13 protein-coding genes and 1 pseudogene are annotated in these 18,212 nt (G+C 70.2%); 10 read left to right on the top strand and 4 right to left on the bottom strand.

The window, feature by feature from the left end; translation table 11 throughout:
* Positions 1-126 precede the first annotated feature (126 nt).
* The 3 genes and pseudogenes from KBX08_RS06925 to KBX08_RS06915 form a co-directional block, all read left to right on the top strand.
* Positions 127-474: pseudogene (locus tag KBX08_RS06925) on the top strand (TcmI family type II polyketide cyclase); the annotation flags it as partial.
* Between the two features lie 94 nt (positions 475-568).
* Complete coding sequence (locus KBX08_RS06920; RefSeq protein WP_210781748.1) at positions 569-1,918, top strand: NAD(P)/FAD-dependent oxidoreductase; 1,350 nt, start codon at positions 569-571, stop codon at positions 1,916-1,918.
* A 294-nt stretch (positions 1,919-2,212) separates the two neighbouring features.
* The gene (locus KBX08_RS06915) at positions 2,213-3,214 is read left to right on the top strand and encodes a hypothetical protein (RefSeq protein ID WP_210781747.1); all 1,002 of its coding nucleotides are present in this window, start codon (positions 2,213-2,215) and stop codon (positions 3,212-3,214) included.
* Positions 3,215-3,368: 154 nt separating this feature from the next.
* On the opposite strand, the gene KBX08_RS06910 is transcribed toward KBX08_RS06915, so the two are convergent.
* Positions 3,369-4,085, bottom strand: coding sequence for an isocitrate lyase/phosphoenolpyruvate mutase family protein (locus tag KBX08_RS06910; RefSeq protein ID WP_210781746.1), 717 nt, complete (start codon positions 4,083-4,085; stop codon positions 3,369-3,371).
* Positions 4,086-4,268: 183 nt separating this feature from the next.
* Between KBX08_RS06910 and KBX08_RS06905 the strand changes: the two genes are divergently transcribed.
* Positions 4,269-4,859, top strand: coding sequence for a TetR/AcrR family transcriptional regulator (locus KBX08_RS06905; protein WP_210781745.1), 591 nt, complete (start codon positions 4,269-4,271; stop codon positions 4,857-4,859).
* A 26-nt stretch (positions 4,860-4,885) separates the two neighbouring features.
* Here the strand turns inward: KBX08_RS06905 and KBX08_RS06900 are convergent, their stop codons facing one another.
* Positions 4,886-5,188 carry a GNAT family N-acetyltransferase gene (locus KBX08_RS06900; protein ID WP_210781744.1) on the bottom strand — a complete coding sequence of 101 codons (303 nt, stop codon included), beginning with the start codon at positions 5,186-5,188 and terminating at the stop codon, positions 4,886-4,888.
* 158 nt (positions 5,189-5,346) lie between these two features.
* Here KBX08_RS06900 and KBX08_RS06895 point away from each other — a divergent pair, with 158 nt between their 5' ends.
* The 3 genes from KBX08_RS06895 to KBX08_RS06885 all read left to right on the top strand — a co-directional run bounded on the left by KBX08_RS06895 (position 5,347) and on the right by KBX08_RS06885 (position 9,525).
* On the top strand, positions 5,347-6,042 hold the full coding sequence (locus KBX08_RS06895) for a thioredoxin family protein (protein WP_210781743.1): 696 nt from the start codon (positions 5,347-5,349) through the stop codon (positions 6,040-6,042).
* A 41-nt stretch (positions 6,043-6,083) separates the two neighbouring features.
* Entirely contained in the window at positions 6,084-6,500 is a 417-nt protein-coding gene (locus KBX08_RS06890; protein WP_210781742.1) for an MmcQ/YjbR family DNA-binding protein, read from the top strand.
* 157 nt (positions 6,501-6,657) lie between these two features.
* Complete coding sequence (locus KBX08_RS06885) at positions 6,658-9,525, top strand: glycosyl hydrolase (protein WP_210781741.1); 2,868 nt, start codon at positions 6,658-6,660, stop codon at positions 9,523-9,525.
* A gap of 44 nt (positions 9,526-9,569) precedes the next feature.
* Here the strand turns inward: KBX08_RS06885 and KBX08_RS06880 are convergent, their stop codons facing one another.
* Together KBX08_RS06880 and KBX08_RS06875 are read right to left on the bottom strand one after the other, a co-directional pair.
* Entirely contained in the window at positions 9,570-10,937 is a 1,368-nt protein-coding gene (locus KBX08_RS06880) for an endo-1,4-beta-xylanase (RefSeq protein ID WP_210781740.1), read from the bottom strand.
* Positions 10,938-11,276: 339 nt separating this feature from the next.
* A complete protein-coding gene (locus KBX08_RS06875) occupies positions 11,277-13,052 on the bottom strand; it encodes a family 43 glycosylhydrolase (protein WP_210781739.1) in 1,776 nt (591 codons plus the stop codon).
* A 691-nt stretch (positions 13,053-13,743) separates the two neighbouring features.
* Here KBX08_RS06875 and KBX08_RS06870 point away from each other — a divergent pair.
* The 3 genes from KBX08_RS06870 (at position 13,744) to KBX08_RS06860 (ending at position 18,179) form a co-directional block, all read left to right on the top strand.
* Positions 13,744-16,077 carry a beta-L-arabinofuranosidase domain-containing protein gene (locus KBX08_RS06870; RefSeq protein WP_210781738.1) on the top strand — a complete coding sequence of 778 codons (2,334 nt, stop codon included), beginning with the start codon at positions 13,744-13,746 and terminating at the stop codon, positions 16,075-16,077.
* Between the two features lie 159 nt (positions 16,078-16,236).
* Positions 16,237-17,175 (top strand): superoxide dismutase, encoded by a 939-nt coding sequence (locus tag KBX08_RS06865; RefSeq protein ID WP_210781737.1) that lies wholly within the window; start codon positions 16,237-16,239, stop codon positions 17,173-17,175.
* A 134-nt stretch (positions 17,176-17,309) separates the two neighbouring features.
* Positions 17,310-18,179, top strand: coding sequence for an endonuclease/exonuclease/phosphatase family protein (locus KBX08_RS06860; protein ID WP_307850463.1), 870 nt, complete (start codon positions 17,310-17,312; stop codon positions 18,177-18,179).
* Positions 18,180-18,212: the final 33 nt, after the last annotated feature.

The following is an 18,212-nucleotide window of genomic DNA, read 5'->3' as shown; positions in this document are numbered from 1 at the left end:
CGGCGCCCGTCACCGCCCGGTCGGCGTACGTGACGGTGATGTGACAGGCGCTGCGGCACGGTGGGCGCACGGAGCACGTGGCACCGATCCCCGAGGGGTCGGAAGGCCACCGGCGGAAGGGGTCCCATGAGTCGTCTACTGATCGTCAGCCGGATCATCCCGGGAGCGGAGGGGCGGGTCGCGCAGATCTTCGCCGAATCCGACGCCACCGAACTGCCCAGCCTGACCGGTGTCACGCACCGATCCCTCTACTGCCTGCACGACCTGTGCGTACACCTGCTGGAGACCTCGGACGACGTCGACCCGGACGCGCTCGCGGCGGCCCGCAACCACCCGCTCTTCCGACAGGTCAACGAGCGGCTCTCCGCGCACACGTCGCCGTACCTGCCGACCTGGCGTTCCCCCCGGGACGCGATCGCCGGCTGCTTCTACCGCTGGGACGCGCCCGACGCGCCCGCTCCACGCCCGGCCGGCACCGACGTGCCCGCGGCGCGCCCGGCCAGCACCGAGGCGCCCGCTGCGCGCCCGGCCGTTTCCGAGGCGCCCGCCGCGCACCCGGCCGGCTGACATGTCCGCCGCGCCGCCGCACGTCCTGATCATCGGCGCGGGCACGGGCGGGCTGTGCCTGGCCCACGGCCTGCGCCGCGCCGGGATCAGCGTCGCCGTCTACGAACGGCACCGCGACCGCGCCGAGGGGCTGCTCGGCTACCGGGTCGGCATCGGCCCCACCGGTAGCCGGGCGCTGCGGGAGTGTCTGCCTCCGGAGCTGTTCGCCACCTTCCTGGCCACCTGCGCCCGGCCGCCGCACTACTTCAACGTCGTCACCCAGGGACTCCGCCAGACCGCGTCGTTCGCGCTGCGGCCGAGCGCCGACCCGGTACGCACCGAACACTCGGTGGCCCGGATGGTGCTGCGCCAGGTGCTGCTGACCGGCCTGGAGGACGTGGTGCACTTCGACAAGACCTTCACCCGGTACGAGCAGCGCGACGACGGCACAGTCACCGCGCACTTCGCCGACGGCACCAGCGCCACCGGCGACCTGCTGGTGGCGGCCGACGGCACCCATTCCGCCGTACGCCGCCAGTACCTGCCGCACGCCGTCACCCGCGACGCCGGGACGATCAACATCGCCACCCGGATCCCGCTGACCCCGCACACCCGCGGTCTCGTTTCGGAGCGGGTCCAGCAGGGCATCTCGCTGATCTTCGGCGTCGGCGGGATGATGGGCGTGCTGCACGTCATGGAGTTCAAGTGGGACGCCGAACGCGCGATCAAGCCCGGCGTCAGCGAGCCCGACGCCGCCCTGCTCCGAGACTGGCCCGGGCTGGCCCACGACACCACCACCGACAACATCAACCTGATCATCTGGAGCGCGGCCAACCGGTTCCCGACCGACATCATGGAACGCCGCGGTGAGGATCTGGTGCAGGTCGCCCTGGATCTCACCGCGAACTGGCACCCGCACCTACGGGAACTGCTCGCCCACGCGGACCCGGCCAGCGCCCTACCGATCAAAGTGTCCACGTCCGAGCCGGTGCCGCCCTGGAAGAGCAGCACCGTCACCATGCTCGGCGACGCCATCCACACCATGACCCCGGGTCGGGGCGTGGGCGCGAACACCGCGCTGCGTGACGCCCGTCTGCTCTGCGGACAGCTCAGCCGCGCCACCGCCGGTGACAAGACGCTGCTCCAGGCAGTCGCCGACTACGAGGCCGTGATGGCGCCGTACGGCTTCGCCCGGGTCGCCGAATCGCTGAACCGCAGCGGCACCAGCGGTGACGACCGGATGTACCGGCCGGTGGTGGGTCGGCTCGCGTTGCTCGGCGCGCGCGGCTACTTCGGAGTGACCAGCCGGGTGCCACGGCTCCGTCGCCGGTTCGTCGACGACTTCCACACCTACGAGGGCGACCGGGACTGAACTCCGCATCGTCCGACCCGGGCTCGGCGTTCCACGCCGGGCCCGGGTCTTTTCGTGTCCGGACCTCACCCGGTACCGGTGTCATCTGGGTACCGGTGTCATCTGGGTACCGGTCTTCTCGGGTCGGTTTCGGGTTTTCGGGCGACGCTGTGTCACCCGGCAGGCACCGGCTGAGGTGGCTGTCCCACCCGTAACGCTGACGGCCGGTCCTGCCTGTCGTCGGCAATGCGCGTGTGCGAAGCTGCGGCGAGTTTTTCTCGTGACTTTTCCAACGACCTGAGAGGGAGGTTCGCCGTGGCGTGGTCTTTCGGACACTCGCTGATAGTGGTACTGGCACTGTTGCTGGGCTTGGCCGCCGGGTGGCTGCTGCGCGGCCGACGGGGCGTATCGGGCAATTCGATTGTGGATGGTGACCCCGTCGCCGGTCTGGCCGTGATCACCACGCCCACGCCGGCTGCCACCACCGACGAGGCCCGGCCTGCGGCCGCCGTCGACCCGGCACCCACCGCGGTCGCCGACGAGCCGGTGCCGGTCGACACGGTCAGCGCGCCAGCCGCGCTGACCGAACCGGACGGTCCCACCCCGGTGCCCGTGCCGGCGGACGCTCCGAGCAGCGTCGACCCGGCGGACATGGCGCTGACCGAGGACCCGCCGACCGTACCGGCCACCGAGCAGTCCGGCGCCGCTGAGCTGCGGCAGGAGCCGGCCCTGGACTCGGCCCCCGAGCCGGTCACTGTCGACGACCAGCTCGTCCCGGCGACCGTGGTCGCTCCCCGCCAGCCCGCGGACGACCTCCCGCCGGTCGGCGCGGCACCGCTCGACACGACGCCGCTCGACACCACGCCGGTCGACACCACGCCGGCAGAGGCGGTGGCGAGCGCAGGACCGTCCGATGCCGAGCCGGCGCAGGCCGACTCCGTGAACGCCGAGCCTGCGGGCGCCGAGCGGTCGACGGTGGCCGCGCCTCCGGTCCGTCCGACCACCGCCGCGACCCCTCCGGTCCGTTCGGCCGCTGACACGGCGATCAGCAGCGTCGACGCCGACCCGACGGGCCCGGCCGACGACTTCCGTCGGATCCAGGGGATCGGGCCGAAGATGGCGGCCGCGTTGCAGGACGCTGGCGTGCGGACGTACGGCCAGCTCGGCGAGTTGGACGAGCCGGCGCTGCGCGACCTGATCCGGGCCGCCGGCCTGCGCGCCGCACCTGGGCTGGCCAGTTGGCCGCAGCAGGCACGCGTGCTCGCCGGCGCCGGCGGCGAGATGGCAGCGGTGCTGCCGAGCGGCAACCAGGCCTGACCGCCTGTAAACGAGCCCCCGGCAGCCGTCCACCGCGACGGCACGCCGGGGGCTCGGCCGTAGCTGCCGAAACTCCTCCGACGCCCACCGCGCCGAGTGATCGATTCGGCATTGGTGTCGGGTGCGGCGGATGCCACCGGGGCGGCGCCCAGGCTCAGGCGCGCAGCTTGGCCGCGAGGTCGCCGATCGACGCCATCGCGTACCGCTGCATTCCTGGACCGAAGGTGATGCGTGTGGCGCCCTGCCGGCCCAGCTCGGCCACGGACTCCCGGTCCGGTCCGGCGGCCATGTTGATCGGTCCGGAGATGCCCTCCCGCAGCTGCGGGAGCACCTGCGGCGGCGCCAGGATCGGGTAGACGCAGTCGGCGCCGGCGGCCACGTACAGGCGGGCGCGTTCCACCGCGTCGGCCGGGTCACCCGTTCCGAACAGGAAGGTGTCGACGCGGGCGTTGATGAAGAGAGCGTCGCCCGCCTCCGCGCGCACCTCGGCCAGCCAGTCGGCGTGCCGCCGGGGGTCCTTGAGGGTGGCGTCCCCCTCCGAGTCCTCCAGGTTGCAGCCGATGGCGCCGGCCTCCAACAGCCGTCCGACCAGCTCGCGGGGGGCGAGGCCGTAACCGCCCTCGACGTCGGCGGACACCGGAACGGACACGGCGCGGACGATGCGCGCGACCGCCGCGAACATCTCGTCCGGCGGGGTCTCGCCGTCCTCGTAGCCGAGCGAGGCGGCGACACCCGCGCTCGGGGTCGCGAGCGCCGGGTAACCGGCGTCGGCGAGCACCCGGGCGCTGGCCGCGTCCCAGGGGCCTGGCAGGACGAGCGGGTCACCGGCGGCGCGGTCGTGGTGCAGGGCACGGAAGGTGGAGGCTGTCATCGTTGTGGTCTCCCGACGGGGCTGCGGAGGGCAGGGCTCGGGCGGTGTACCCGCCGTCGGAGTCAAGCACGACGCCGGTGATGTACGAGGCCGCGGGCTTGTCCCCCGCTGGTCTGATTATGGATCGTTCGGTCCACCATGCGTTTGGTGGACCGAACGGTCAAAAATTGCTACGCTGGTCAGATGGCCAGACCACGGCAGTTCGACGAGGAGCAGGTGATCCGCGCCGTCCGGGACCAGTTCTGGGACGCCGGCTACGCGGCGACCTCACTGGAGGACCTGGTGCGCGTCAGCGGGCTGGGCAAGGGCAGCCTCTACGGCGCCTTCGGCGACAAACACCGGCTGTTCCTGCGGGCGCTGCGGGAATACACCGACACCAGCGGCGGCTACCTGCGCGAGATGCTCACCTCCGCTCCCCGCGCCCTGGACGCGCTGCGCGCGTTCGTCATGGCGCCGGTGAACGACCCGGGTGGTGCCGCCGCCCGGCGCGGCTGCCTCATGGCCAACAGCACCTACGAACTCGCCACCAGCGACCCCGACGTCCTCGCCGAGGCGCGGCGCACCTACGAGGCGACGACCGCCCTGGTCGCCGAGAGCGTCGGGCGGGCCCAGGACGAGGGCGACCTGCCGCGCGACGTCGACCCGGTCGGGACGGCGCGCGCCCTGCTCGCCGCGCAGCAGGGCCTGGTGTTCATGGGGCGGACGGGGCTGGACATCGACACCCTGACCGCCACGGCCGGCACCCTCGCCGCCAAGCTCCTACCGGACGCCTGACACCAACACCACCGACCGGGGCACGGTTATTTGATCTTGCGGGTGGACCGGACCACGATGCTCTCGTACTCGGGGTGCTTGACCACCCAGTCGGCGATGAACGGGCAGATCGGCACGACGGTCCGGCCGCGGCTCCGCGCGTCGTCCAGCACGGCCCGCGCCAGCGTCGACCCGACACCCTTGCCCTCGTACGCCGGATCGACCTCGGTGTGGGTGTAGGCGATGATCGGCCCGGTCAGCTGGTAGGTGACGAACCCGACGACGCCGCCCGCCTCGTCGCGCGCCTCGAAACGCTCCCGCGTCGGCGCGTCTGTCACGGTGAACTGCACCCGACCATCCAACCACCCGGCCCGGCAGCGCTCGCTGCGAGGCCGGCCGGGGACGTGACCCCACGCGCATTGTCTCGGCCGAAACGGGAAACGCAACGCCGCCGGGCAGCGGGAGTACGCGACGCCGCCGGGCACACCGTGGGAGGAGACACGCCACCATGACGAACCCATCGACGGACGGCGGCTTCGCCGTCGTGGAGATGTTCACGTCCCAGGGCTGCAACAGTTGCCCTCCCGCGGAGGAGTTGCTGAGCGAGATCGAGCGCGACGCCCGGGAGCGGGGACAGAACGTCTTCGCCCTCGGATTCCACGTCGACTACTGGGACGACCTCGGCTGGCCCGACCAGTTCGCGGACGCGGCGTACACCGCGCGGCAGGAGTCGTACGCCCGCGCGTTCGGCACCCGAGGTCTGTACACCCCGCAGATGGTCGTCAACGGCACCGTCGAGTTCGTCGGTTCCGATCGCCGCCGGGCGGCCGCCGCGATCATGTCCGCCATGGCCTCGACCCCCGCCACACCACTGGCGCTCTCCATCGCCAACCTGGGCAATGACCGCGTGATGGTGGACTACCGGACCGAACAGCCGCCGCAGCGCGCGGTGTTGCACGTGGCGGTCGTGGAACGGGAGCTGACCAGCGACATCGCCCGGGGGGAGAACGCCGGGCGGACGCTGCGGCAGGACAACGTCGTACGCGCCTTCAGGTCGGTGGGCCTGGACGCCGAGCGGGGGCAGGTGGAGCTGGCGACACCACCGGGTCTCGACCCGCGACGCGCCAGCGTGGTCGGCTATGTCCAGGAGAACGGCGAACGGGCGATCGTCGGTGCCACGGCCGTCGAGCTGTCCACCGCGTAATCTCAGCCCCATGCGGATGGTGCGGGGTGCGAGGGAATTCGGTGGCTGACGCGGACGACGTACGCCGGGTGGCGTTGGCCCTGCCGCACGCGGTGGAGATCGCCAGTGACGGCTTCGACTTCCGGGTGGCCGACAAGGGCTTCGTCTGGTCCTATCCGGAGCGGACACCGGGCAAGCCTCGGGTGATCCGGCTCGACGTCGCGGTGCTGTTCGTGGGCGACGAGGCCGAGAAGCAGGCTCTCCTGCTCGGGGAGCCCGAGATCTTCTTCACCACGCCCGGCTACCAAGGCCTGCCCCTGGTGCTGCTGCGCCTGGCGGCGGTCGACCTGGACCGGTTGACCGAGCTGGTGACCGACGCGTGGCGGATGCGCGTGCCGCACGCGCTGTTGAACGAAGGCGAGCCACCGGGCGACCGTGCGGGCGAAGCGCTGGGCGACCGTGCGGGCGCCGGCAAATAGCGACATCAGCACGCAACGGGTTGGACACATTGACGGGGATCTCGGTACTCCATTACGGTGGCCGAGAGAGCGCTCTCTCACCCGACCTTCCCCCCAATTCAGACGCAAAGCGCTGGACCCGGCAAGGGCCGCACCCGGCGCGCGCGATGGAGGCACGATGAAACCTCCCGTCCCCCACCGCCGATGGGCCCTGGCCGCCGCCACCGCGCTGGCCCTGGTCGTCGGCGGCCTCGCCATCCCCGTCACCCCCGCGGCCGTGGCCGCACCCGTCGGCGCCGGCAGCTACACCACCACCCCGGTCGGCCCGCTTCCCAGCGGCTGCGGCGCGATGTCCAGCAACCCCCGGCAGTTCGCCACCGCCAACGCGCCCGCCGGGCCGATCCCCACCAACGACTGGTGGTCGTCGCTGCTGTGGAAGCGCACCGACTGCTCGTTCAGTGAGCCGCTGCACGCCCACCCGATCTCGTACGACACCTTCGGCGACGGGCTCGGCTTCTCCGCCAACTCCACGCCCGCCATCAGCGGCACCGCCACCGGCGTCGGTGAGTTCCACTACCCGTACGTGCAGGACATCCGGGTCGGTGTGGCCGGGCTCGCCGCACCACTGGTGAAGGTCGACGGCTGGACCGACTGGACGGTCAGCCCGCACTGGAGCGACGGCACGCGCACCATGCGCGCGACCATCGGCCACGGTCTGCCCTTCGCGTACTTCCAGACCACCGGCGGGAACGCGCAGATCAGCACCGCCGGCACCCCCGACGTCTGGTCCAACAGCGGCGCGACCATCGGCTTCCGGGTCAACGGCCACGACTACGTCGGGTACGCGCCCGGCGGCGCCAGCTGGACCGTCGCGTCCGGCCGGATCTCCTCCACCCTGGCCGGTCGGGGTTACTTCTCCGTCGCGCTGCTGCCGCCGACGTCCAGCGCGACCGAGCGCGCCGCGCTGGCCGCGACCTACGGTCAGTACGCGCACGCGCACGTGACCGGCACCCAGGTGTCGTACGCGTACAACCCGGCGACCAGCGGCCTGACCACCACGTACGCGTTCACCACGACCGCCCGGGAGGGCACCGCCACGCAGACCGTGGTCAGCCTCTACCCGCACCAGTGGAAGTCGCTGAGCGGTTCCACCGCCATCACGCCGACCTACCCGTCGGCGCGTGGCCGGATGAAGGTGCTCGCCGGCGTCAACCAGTTCCGCACCGCCATGAAGTTCCAGGGCATCCTGCCGGAACTGCCGGCCGTCGGCGACGGCAGCGGTGGTGACCTGTCGACGCTCACCGGGCACCTGGCCGCCGCCCGCGCCAACCCGATGGACCAACGCGGCAACGACACCTACTGGACCGGCAAGGGGCTCGGCCGCGCCGCGCGGATCGCCGAGATCGCCGATCAGGTCAACGACACCGCGACGCGCGACAGCGCGCTGAACGCGATCCGCAGCACGCTCACCGACTGGTTCACCGCGTCCAGCGGCAAGACCAGCCGGGTTTTCTACTACGACAACAACTGGGGCACCCTGATCGGCTACCCGGCGTCGTACGGGTCGGACCAGGAGCTCAACGACCACCACTTCCACTACGGCTACTACATCGCCGCCGCCGCGACGCTGGCGAAGTTCGACCCGGCCTGGGCGGCCACCAGCCGCTACGGCGGCATGGTCGACCTGCTGATCCGCGACGCCAACAACTACCGCCGCGGCGACACCCAGTTCCCTTACCTGCGCGACTTCGACATCTACGCCGGGCACGACTGGGCGTCCGGGCACGGCTCGTTCGGCTCCGGCAACAACCAGGAGTCCTCGTCGGAGGGGATGAACTTCGCGAGCGCCCTCATCCAGTGGGGGCAGACGACGGGTAACACCGCCGTCCGCGACGCCGGCGTCTTCCTCTACACCACCCAGGCCGCCGCCATCCAGGAGTACTGGTTCGACGTCAGCGACCAGAACTTCCCCGCCGCCTTCGGGCACTCGACGGTCGGCATGGTCTGGGGTGACGGCGGCGCGTACGCCACCTGGTTCAGTGGCGAGCCGGAGATGATCCAGGGCATCAACCTGCTGCCGATCACCGGTGGACACCTCTATCTCGGCAACAACCCGGCGTACGTGCGGACGAACTACGCCGAACTGGTCCGCAACAACGGCGGGCAACCGACGGTGTGGCAGGACATCCTCTGGCAGTTCCAGGCCCTCGGCGACCCCGACGCGGCGCTGGCGAACCTCCGCGCGAACCCGGGCTACACCCCGGAGGAGGGAGAGAGTCGGGCGCACACGTTCCATTGGATCCGCAACCTCGCCGCCCTCGGCAATGTCGACACGACGGTGACCGGCAACCATCCGCTGTCCGCGGTCTTCTCCCGCAACGGGGCCCGCACCTACGTGGCGTCGAACCCGACGGCGACGCCGATCACCGTGACGTTCTCCAACGGCACCACGCTCACCGTGGGCGCCGGCAAGACGGCCACCACCGGGGCGTACACCTGGAGTGGTGGCAACGCGGCCGGCGGCGTCCCCCCGACGACGCCGACGGACCCCCCGCCGACGACCGACCCGCCGACGACCCCGGGCACCCCGACGCGGTACCTGCTGCCCGGGGGTGGGTTGGGCGCCGCCGGTAGCGCGGCCACGACGACTGTCGCGGCGGCGAACGGCAACCACGACGGTACGCCCACCAACGCCCGGGTCTTCACGGCGACCGGCCTCAACCTCGCCTACGCCGGCGGGCAGACGGCGTTCGACCTGTTCGTGGACGCCGGGACGGCGGTTGGCAACGGCGTACAGGTGCGGATCTCCTACGACCTCACCGGCAACGGCAGTTGGGAACGGGTGGAGACACTGCGCTACTTCGCCACCGACCCGGTCACCGGCTACGAGCACTACACGCAGAGCGCCGGCCTCTCCTCGGCCACCGGCACGTTGGGCGCGCTGAGCAACGGCACGGTCCGGGTGGAGGTCTGGTCGGCGATCGGCAACAACCCGACCACGCTGGGCATCGGCAACCAGTCGGTGCTGCGGCTTCCGTACTCCTGATCGACAGGCACGGCACGACATGACGTCGGCCGGTCATCGGATGATCACGAGGCGGTGCAGGTCGGCATGACGCCGGAGGCGCTGCCGGTGCCCTGGAATCCGAACTCGGTGACCTGGCCCGCGCCGAGGCGGCCGTTGTAGTTCACGTTGGTGAACCGCACAGTGCCGGTGGAGCCACTGGCCGTCGCGCTCCAGGTGTTTGTGACGCTGGCACCACTCGGGAGCGTGAAGCCGACGTTCCACCCGCTCGTGCCGGCGGAGCCGGCGGTCACCTTCACGGTGGCCACGAATCCACCGGTCCACGAGTTCAGTGACACCGATGCCGAACAACCAACCGTCGGCGGGTCCGTCGGCGGATCCGTCGGCGGATCGGTCGGCGGATCCGTCGGCGGGTCGGTGGGGATGGCGGGGCCGGCGTTGAGGGCGTTCAGAACATTCGTGTACGCGGCCTTCTTGTTGCCGTTGCAGTCGAACAGCAGAGCGTTGTCGGAACCACGCCACGAGTCGCAGTCCCGTACACCCCACACCGTGATGCCGGTGCAGCGCGAGACGTTCATGCAGGCGCGGGTGACGGCGCCGTAGATGTTGGCCTGGTTGCCGCCGGTCATCACGTCCAGCTCGGTGATCTGGACATCCACGCCGAGATCGGCGAACCGCTGCAGGTTGGCCTGGTAGTCACCGGCCAGCGAGGTGCCCAGGTGCGACTGGAAGCCCACGCAGTCGATCGGCACGCCACGGGACCTGAAGTCCCGCACCATGTTGTAGATGCCCGTCGACTTCGCGTTGATCCCGTCGGTGTTGTAGTCGTTGTAACACAACTTCGCGCCCGGATCCGCAGCCCGCGCCGCCCGGAACGCCGCCTCGATCCAGTCGTTGCCGGTGCGCTGCAGGTTCGAGTCACGACGCCCACCGCTACCACCGTCGGCGAACGCCTCGTTCACCACATCCCACGAGTGGATCTTCCCCCGGAAATGCGTCGCCACCTGGGTGACGTGGTTGATCGCCGCGTTGCGCAACGCGCTGCCCGACATGCCCTGCGCCCAGCCCGGCTGCTGCTGATGCCACAACAACGCATGGCCCCGCACGCTCATACCGTTGGCCTGCGCGTGGCTGACCAGACGATCACCACCGGTGTAGCTGAACCGACCCTGCTGCGGCTCGGTGGCGTCCCACTTCATCTCGTTCTCGGCCACGACACTGTTGAACTCACGGTTCAGAATCGTCGCGTACACGCTGGTGGAGAGCTTTCCGGTTGCCACGGCCGCGCCGAAGTAACGGCCCTTCTCGGCCGCCGATGCCCGCAGGGTCGTGCCGGCGCTGGCCGTGGAGGTCAGGGTCATCGTCATAGCGGCGGCGAGGGCGCCGGTAACGGCGACGGTCACCGCCGCTCGCAGGGCTCTTCTGTGATTCATGCGGATTCCTTCTCTGTGGTGGTGCAGCGATGGAGACGCACGCCCGAATCCGCTCCTGCGACATGGGGACGTCAGCAACGGTCGCCGTCGCGGCAGCGATGCGGGGAGTCCTGACCCGACGTCCGGCATGCCCTGGGCGGACGTCGCGGGTCGAGGTGCCACAGCAGGTTCGCCCGGTGAACCACAGGTGCGGCTGCCCTCAACCATCGACTGTGAGCGATAACATGCCGTTCGTCAAGTCGTAACCAACCGCGCCGGGCAACCTGTCGCTCCGTCGCAGTGGTGGGGCACGTCGCCGTGCTGCCGGAGCCGCGCCGAGCACGGCTCCGGCAGCAACCGTCACTGGAACGAGGCGTCGTCGACGAGGAGGCTGTCGGTGCCCTCAGCCGTCTCCACGTAGAAGGCGGCGCTGGTCAGGGTGCCGCTCCACGAAACGGTCGTGGTGCCGGTGAGCACTGTCCAGCCGTTGACGTTCACCCCCACCGCCGGGGTCAGCTGGAGGTAGTTCGTCGTGCCGTTCGCGGTCAGCGACAGCGTCGCCTTCGCCGACGGGGTGCCGCTCTGCGCTCGTACCCAGACGTTTGTGGTGTAGCTCTTGCCATTGGTGAGTTTGCTGGTCACGTCCTGACTGGGGCCGTTCCAGGCACCGGTCCGGCCGGTGATCGACAGCGATCCGCTGCCACCGTGCGCGACCGCGGTGTTCCTGGCGAGCGTTCCGCTGCCGTGCACACCCCAGCCCGTCGTGCCGTTCTCCACGTCGCCGTTGGTGATCAGGTTGGCGCTGCCGCCGCCGGTGCCGCCGAACTGCCACCAGTTGATGTTGAGCAGGTTGCCGCTGCCGCCGGCGAACCGCAGGTAGAGATCATGGGTGCCGGTCGCTCCGCTGACCGCGCAGGTGCTGGTGGTCCAGGTCTGCCAGCCGCCGGTGCCACCCACCGTGCAGGTGCCCACGGTGGGGCCGTTGGCGCTGTCGAGGCGTACCTCGATCCGGCCGCCGCTGGTGGCCGACGCGACCCGGGCGCTGAACGAGGTCGCACCCGCGCCGAAGGCGACGCCCTTGACCTTGATGTAGTCGCCGTTCTCGATCCAACCGACGTTCATCCCGCCCTCGCTGGACGCCTCGGTCTCGATCCCCGAGCCCCACGCGATCGTCTCGGCCTCCTGTCGCACGTACGGGTTCAGCGTGCCCACCTGTGGGGCACCGGCGTTCGTCATCGTGATCGTCGGGAACAGGCCATTGCTGGTGTAACTGAACTTCTCCACCGCGACCGAGCGGGTGTAACCACTACCACCCGGCAATGCTCCGTTGTGGTAGAAGAAATACGAACCACCTTGGAAATCGATCACACCCGCGTGATTGGTGAAGCTGGCACCCTGCCGCGGCATGATCGTTCCCCGATATGTCCACGGCCCCGTCGGCCCGGTGGCCGTGGAGTACGCGATGAACTCCGAGCAGCACTCCGCCGCGAACACGTTGTAGTACAACCCGTTGCGCTTGAAAACCCACGGCCCCTCCTCATACAGGGTCGGCCGACTCGCATTACCGTTACGGGTACCGAACCCCGCCGTCGTGAGTGGAATGCGTGTCGCGCTGCCGGAGAACGAAATCATGTCCGGGTTCAACTTCACGTACCACAGACCCGGGTTACCCCAGTACAGATACGCCTGTCCGTCGTCGTCGATGAACGCGTGCGGGTCGATTTCGTTGTTGCCGACCAATGGTCGACCGAGCGCGTCGCGGAACGGTCCGGTCGGGCTGTCGGCCACCCCGACGCCGATGACCATCTGCCCGTTGGAGCGCTGGCGCACCGGCACGTACCAGTAGAACTTCCCGTTACGCGGAACGACGTGCCCGGCCCACGCGTTGGCGTCCGCCCACGCGAACGTCGCCAGATTCATCGGCGATCCGTGATCGGTCCAGTTCACCATGTCGGCGGACGAGTAGACCCGCCACTCGCGCATTGTGAAATAGGTGGAACCGTCCTCGTCATGTCCGGTGTAGAGGTAGACCCTGCCGTTGTGCACCATCGGCGCCGGGTCGGCGGTGTAGATGTTCTGGACGATGGGGTTGTCGGCCTTGGCCGTACCCGGGATCAGTGCGAATAGACAGGCCATGCTTGCCAGCCAGGCGATGGCGCGCCTGGTCCGGCGAGCGGCCCGGGTTGTGGTCCGATCCTTCACGTTCACGATTACTCCCACAGAGAGTGCGCCGTGCGCGATGTTTGACTGGGCGTGCCACCGCCGTCCTGGCGGCCACTCGAACGGGCTTTGTCGTTCGCTCGCGGGCAGCACGTCCAGCGGCCGTGTTAGCGCTAACAGCTTTCCGTGAATGCCCCCTCCCCCCTTCTGACCTGGAATTTTGTGAGGCGCGGGATGACAGTCGTAACCCCGTCGCAGCATTGAGGTATCGACTAGGACATCGAAGATTTACGATGCACGGTACTGAGCGACCGGAGGGGCGTCAACGGAGGGGAAGTTGCCGCCAACCGTCACGCACGGTAATGGCTCGGTGATGGCGAGCCCGGTGATGTCCAGGTCGGACCACGGCCGCCACCGGACCCGGTGGGCCCGGGCCAGCTCGTCGCGGGGACGGGTCGGCGAGATGCCCCGGGGGTTGCGGGCATGTTAACGACGAACTATGTTAGCGATCACATCGATGTGCCGCGATAAGCGCAGGGGTGGGCACCCGGCGTCCACGGCGACCACGTCCCACCCACCACACCGCACCCGGCGTCGGCCCCCTTGCGCCGACGACCCACCGCCGTCGATGGCGGCCCCGACGTACCCGGCCACCTGGAGGTTCCCCATGCCACCCCTGCCCCTCAGCCGCCGCCACCTGCTTCAGGCCGCCGGAGCCACCGTGGTGGTCTCCGCGACCGGCGTCGCCGTCGCCCCCGGGAGCGCCTCCGCGGCCGTCGTGCCCCCCGCCCGGTCCGACATCGGCGTCTCGGCGTACGCATTCGACCCGGGTCAGGTACGACTCAGCTCCGGCCGTTGGATGGACAACCAGACCCGGACGCTGAACTACCTGCGGTTCGTCGACGTCGACCGGATGCTCTACAACTTCCGCGCCAACCACCGGCTGTCCACCAACGGCGCCGCCACCAACGGGGGCTGGGACGCGCCGAACTTCCCGTTCCGGACCCACATGCAGGGCCACTTCCTGAGCGCGTGGGCGTACGCGTACGCGGTGCTGGGCGACACCACCTGCCGGGACAAGGCCAACTACATGGTGGCCGAGTTGGCCAAGTGCCAGGCCAACAACTCCGCCGCCGGGTTCGGCGCGGGTTACCTCTCCGGTTTCCCGGAGTCCGACTTCACAGCGCTCGAGGCACGGACGCTCTCCAACGGCAACGTGCCCTACTACTGCATCCACAAGACCCTCGCCGGCCTGCTCGACGTCTGGCGCTACACCGGAAACACCCAGGCCCGTACGGTGCTGCTGTCCCTCGCCGGCTGGGTCGACACCCGGACGAGCCGGCTGAGCTCCAGCCAGATGCAGTCGATGCTGGGCACCGAGTTCGGGGGCATGAACGACGTGCTCACCGACATCTACCAGCAGACCGGTGACTCCCGCTGGCTCACCGCCGCCCAGCGGTTCGACCACGCCGCCGTGTTCGACCCGCTGGCCAACAACCAGGACCAGCTCAACGGCCGGCACGCCAACACGCAGGTGCCCAAGTGGATCGGCGCGGCCCGGGAGTTCAAGGCCACCGGGACCACCCGTTACCGGAACATCGCCAGCAACGCGTGGAACATCACCGTCGGCGCGCACACCTACGTCATCGGCGGCAACAGTCAGGCCGAGCACTTCCGGCCGCCGAACGCCATCGCCGGCTACCTCAGCAACGACACCTGCGAGCAGTGCAACACGTTCAACATGCTCAAGCTGACGCGCGAGCTGTGGCTGCTCGACCCGAACCGGGCGGACTACTTCGACTTCTACGAGCGCGCGCTGATCAACCACCTGATCGGCGGGCAGAACCCGGCCGACAGCCACGGTCACATCACCTACTTCACCCCGCTGCGGCCGGGCGGACGCCGTGGTGTGGGCCCGGCGTGGGGTGGCGGCACCTGGAGCACCGACTACAACTCGTTCTGGTGCTGCCAGGGCACCGGCCTGGAGATCAACACGAGGTTGATGGACTCCATCTACTTCTACAACGGCACCACACTGAGCGTGAACCTGTTCACGCCGTCGGTGCTGAACTGGACGCAGCGCGGCATCACTGTCACCCAGGCCACCAGCTTCCCGGTCAGTGACACCACAACGCTGACCCTGTCCGGCTCGATGAGCGGGTCGTGGAGCATCCGGGTGCGGATCCCGTCCTGGACCAGCGGCGCGACGATCGCCGTCAACGGCACTGTGGAGAACGTCGCCACCACACCGGGCAGCTACGCCACTGTCACGCGCACCTGGGCCGCGGGCGACACCATCACCGTGCGGCTGCCGATGCAGGTCGCCGTCAATGCCGCCAACGACAACGCCAACGTCGGCGCGGTCACGTACGGCCCGACGGTGCTGGCCGGCAACTACGGCAACACGGCCCTGAGCACCCTGCCCACCCTCACCGCCTCCTCGGTCACCCGGACCAGCACCAGCTCGCTCGCATTCACCGCCAGCGCCAACGGGTCCACCGTGAACCTCGCCCCCTTCTACGACGCCCACGGCTACAACTACACGGTCTACTGGAACACCACCGGCAGCGGCGGCCCCACCGGCAGCTACCGCCTGGTCAACGTCGGCACCGGGCTGGTCCTCGGTGTCCAGAACATGTCCACCGCCGACGGTGGTCTGGCCGTGCAGTGGGGCGACAGCGGCACCGCGGACCACAACTGGGTGGTCATCACCGACGGCAACGCGGTCCGGTTCCGCAACGTCCACAGCGGCAAGGTCCTGGGTGTGGAGAACATGTCCACCGCCGACAACGCCCGGGTCCTGCAGTGGGCCGACAACGGCACCGCCGATCACCGCTGGATCCTGGTGGACAACGGCGACGGCACCTACAAGATCCGCAACGTCAACAGCAACAAACTGCTCGGGATCCTGAACGGGTCGACCGCCTGGGGAGCGCAGGCCGTACAGGATCCGGACAACGGCAGCGCGGACAACCGGTGGAGGCTGGTCCGCAACGCCTGATTCCGCCCCGCTCGACGGGCTCACCGGCGCGGTCACCCGAAGGCCGCGCCGGTGACGCCGGGCGGGCGCCCGCCAGCGGTCGTACAGTGGGGAGGGTCCTGGCCCCAGTGAACGTGGCGGACGTGTCGGCTCGTGCCGCTTCCGCCCGGAAGGAGCACAGTGAACCGCCCCCTCCGCACCACGCTCGGCGGCGCGTTGACCGCCGTCATGCTGGCCACCGTCGCCGTCGCGCCGGCGCAGGCGCACTCCGCGAACCGGCCGCCGGCCGTCCTCGCCCTCCCCGACGGGTTCCAGCCCGAGGGCATCGCCACCGCCGGCCGGTACGCCTACTTCGGCTCCCGCGCAACCGGTGCCATCCAGCGCGTCGACCTGGTCACCGGCCGGGGCACGACGATCGGCGCGGCCACCGGCACGCCGTCGCTCGGCCTCAAGGTCGACCCACGTGGCCGGCTCTTCGTCTCCGGTGGCACGGCTGGCGACGCTCGGGTGCTCGACACCCGCACCGGCGAGGTGCTGGCCCGCTACCAGTTCGCCACCGCCCCGACGTTCGTCAACGACGTCGTGCTGACCCGCGACGCGGCGTACTTCACCGACTCGAACCGGCCGGTGCTCTACCGGCTGCCGCTCGGTCGCCGTGGGGCGCTGCCGCCCGCCGACGCCTTCACCACGATCACGTTGACCGGCGCGTACGAGCAGGTCGGCACGGGGGTGAATCTCAACGGCATCGCCACCACACCGGACGGCCGGGCGCTGATCGTCGTCCAGTCCACCACCGGCACGCTGTACCGGGTCGACCCGGCGACCGGGGCGAGCACCGTCGTGGACGTGCCGGGCCACACCTTCACCAACGGCGATGGCCTCCTCCTGCTCGGCCGCACCCTCTACGTCGTGCAGAACCGCCTCAACCAGATCGCGGTGGTCCGGCTGAACCACGCCGGCACCGCCGGAGCGCTCACCAGCATCATCACCGATCCGAACTTCGACGTGCCCACCACAGTGGCCAAGGCGCTGGGTCGGCTCTACCTGCCCAACGCCCGGTTCACCACACCGCCGACCCCCACCACGCCCTACACGGCCGTCGCGGTCCGCGCCCACTGAGCGACCCGAGGGGGGTACGCGCCGCGCGGGTGCCCCCTCGGCCCACCGCTCTGGATCTGAATCGCCGATTCGGCCGGCACTAGGATCACTGGCACCCCGGCGATGACTGTCGCCTCATGCACCCCGGAGTCCGTGTGGCCACCCGTCCGTACCGGTTCCTGCGCCGAACCCTGGCCGTGGTCTGCCTGCTCGTCGCCGCCGCACTGCCGGCCAACCGGCCGGCCGCATCGCCGGTCGCCGCGGACGCCACGCAGCCGACGGTCCTACGGATGCTCCAGCTGAACCTCTGCAACAGTGGCCGCGCCGGCTGCTACACCGGCCGAGCGATGACCAGGGCCGAAGAGGTGATCAGCATCGAGGCACCCGACCTGGTAACCCTCAACGAGATCTGCGCGGGTGACCTGTCCGCCCTGCACGGCGTCTTTCAAACCGTCCACCCTGGGCGGACCGTCGTGGCCGCGTTCCAGGCCGCCGGCGACCGCCCGAGCGGCGACGACACCCGCTGTCGCAACGGCCAACGGTTCGGAATCGGGCTGCTGACCCACCTGCGGACGCCGGCCACCCCGAACACCGTGTACGCCGGAACCCACCCGACGCAGGACCTCGCGGACCCCGAGGAACGAGCCTGGCTCTGCGTCGACGTCGACGGCGCCCTGCTCGCCTGCACCACGCACCTGTCGGCCACCGGCTACCGCGTCGCGCTCACCCAGTGCGCGCACCTGCTCGACACCATCCTGCCGACGATCGGCCGCGACGCCGGATACGAGCCCACGGTGCTGGGTGGCGACCTCAACCTGCGCGCCGGCCATGACCCCGACGTGCGGTCCTGCACCCCGGCGGGCCATCAGCGGGTCGACGACGGCCGACTGCAACACGTCACGGCGACCACCGACATCACGCTCTGCTGCCGCAGCCTGGTGCCCATGCACGGGACGACCGACCACCCCGGGCTGCTGGTCACCCTCGCGATCGACAGGAGCCGACCCGGCCGGCCGCCGGCCTGATCCGCCTCCTCAGCGGGCGCGGAGGCGGCCGGA

Source organism: Micromonospora sp. H61, assembly GCF_018070325.1.
GTDB lineage: Bacteria > Actinomycetota > Actinomycetes > Mycobacteriales > Micromonosporaceae > Micromonospora > Micromonospora salmantinae.
This window is presented reverse-complemented; position numbering and strand designations above follow the sequence as displayed.

Excerpts from the sequence above, each read along its gene's own strand:
- KBX08_RS06920 (WP_210781748.1), top strand. The coding sequence starts at position 569 with ATGTCCGCCGCGCCGCCGCACGTCCTGATCATCGGCGCGGGCACGGGC.
- KBX08_RS06910 (WP_210781746.1), bottom strand. The coding sequence starts at position 4,085 with ATGACAGCCTCCACCTTCCGTGCCCTGCACCACGACCGCGCCGCCGGT.
- KBX08_RS06880 (WP_210781740.1), bottom strand. The coding sequence starts at position 10,937 with ATGAATCACAGAAGAGCCCTGCGAGCGGCGGTGACCGTCGCCGTTACC.
- KBX08_RS06895 (WP_210781743.1), top strand. The coding sequence starts at position 5,347 with ATGACGAACCCATCGACGGACGGCGGCTTCGCCGTCGTGGAGATGTTC.
- KBX08_RS06885 (WP_210781741.1), top strand. The coding sequence starts at position 6,658 with ATGAAACCTCCCGTCCCCCACCGCCGATGGGCCCTGGCCGCCGCCACC.
- KBX08_RS06875 (WP_210781739.1), bottom strand. The coding sequence starts at position 13,052 with ATGGCCTGTCTATTCGCACTGATCCCGGGTACGGCCAAGGCCGACAAC.
- KBX08_RS06905 (WP_210781745.1), top strand. The coding sequence starts at position 4,269 with ATGGCCAGACCACGGCAGTTCGACGAGGAGCAGGTGATCCGCGCCGTC.
- KBX08_RS06870 (WP_210781738.1), top strand. The coding sequence starts at position 13,744 with ATGCCACCCCTGCCCCTCAGCCGCCGCCACCTGCTTCAGGCCGCCGGA.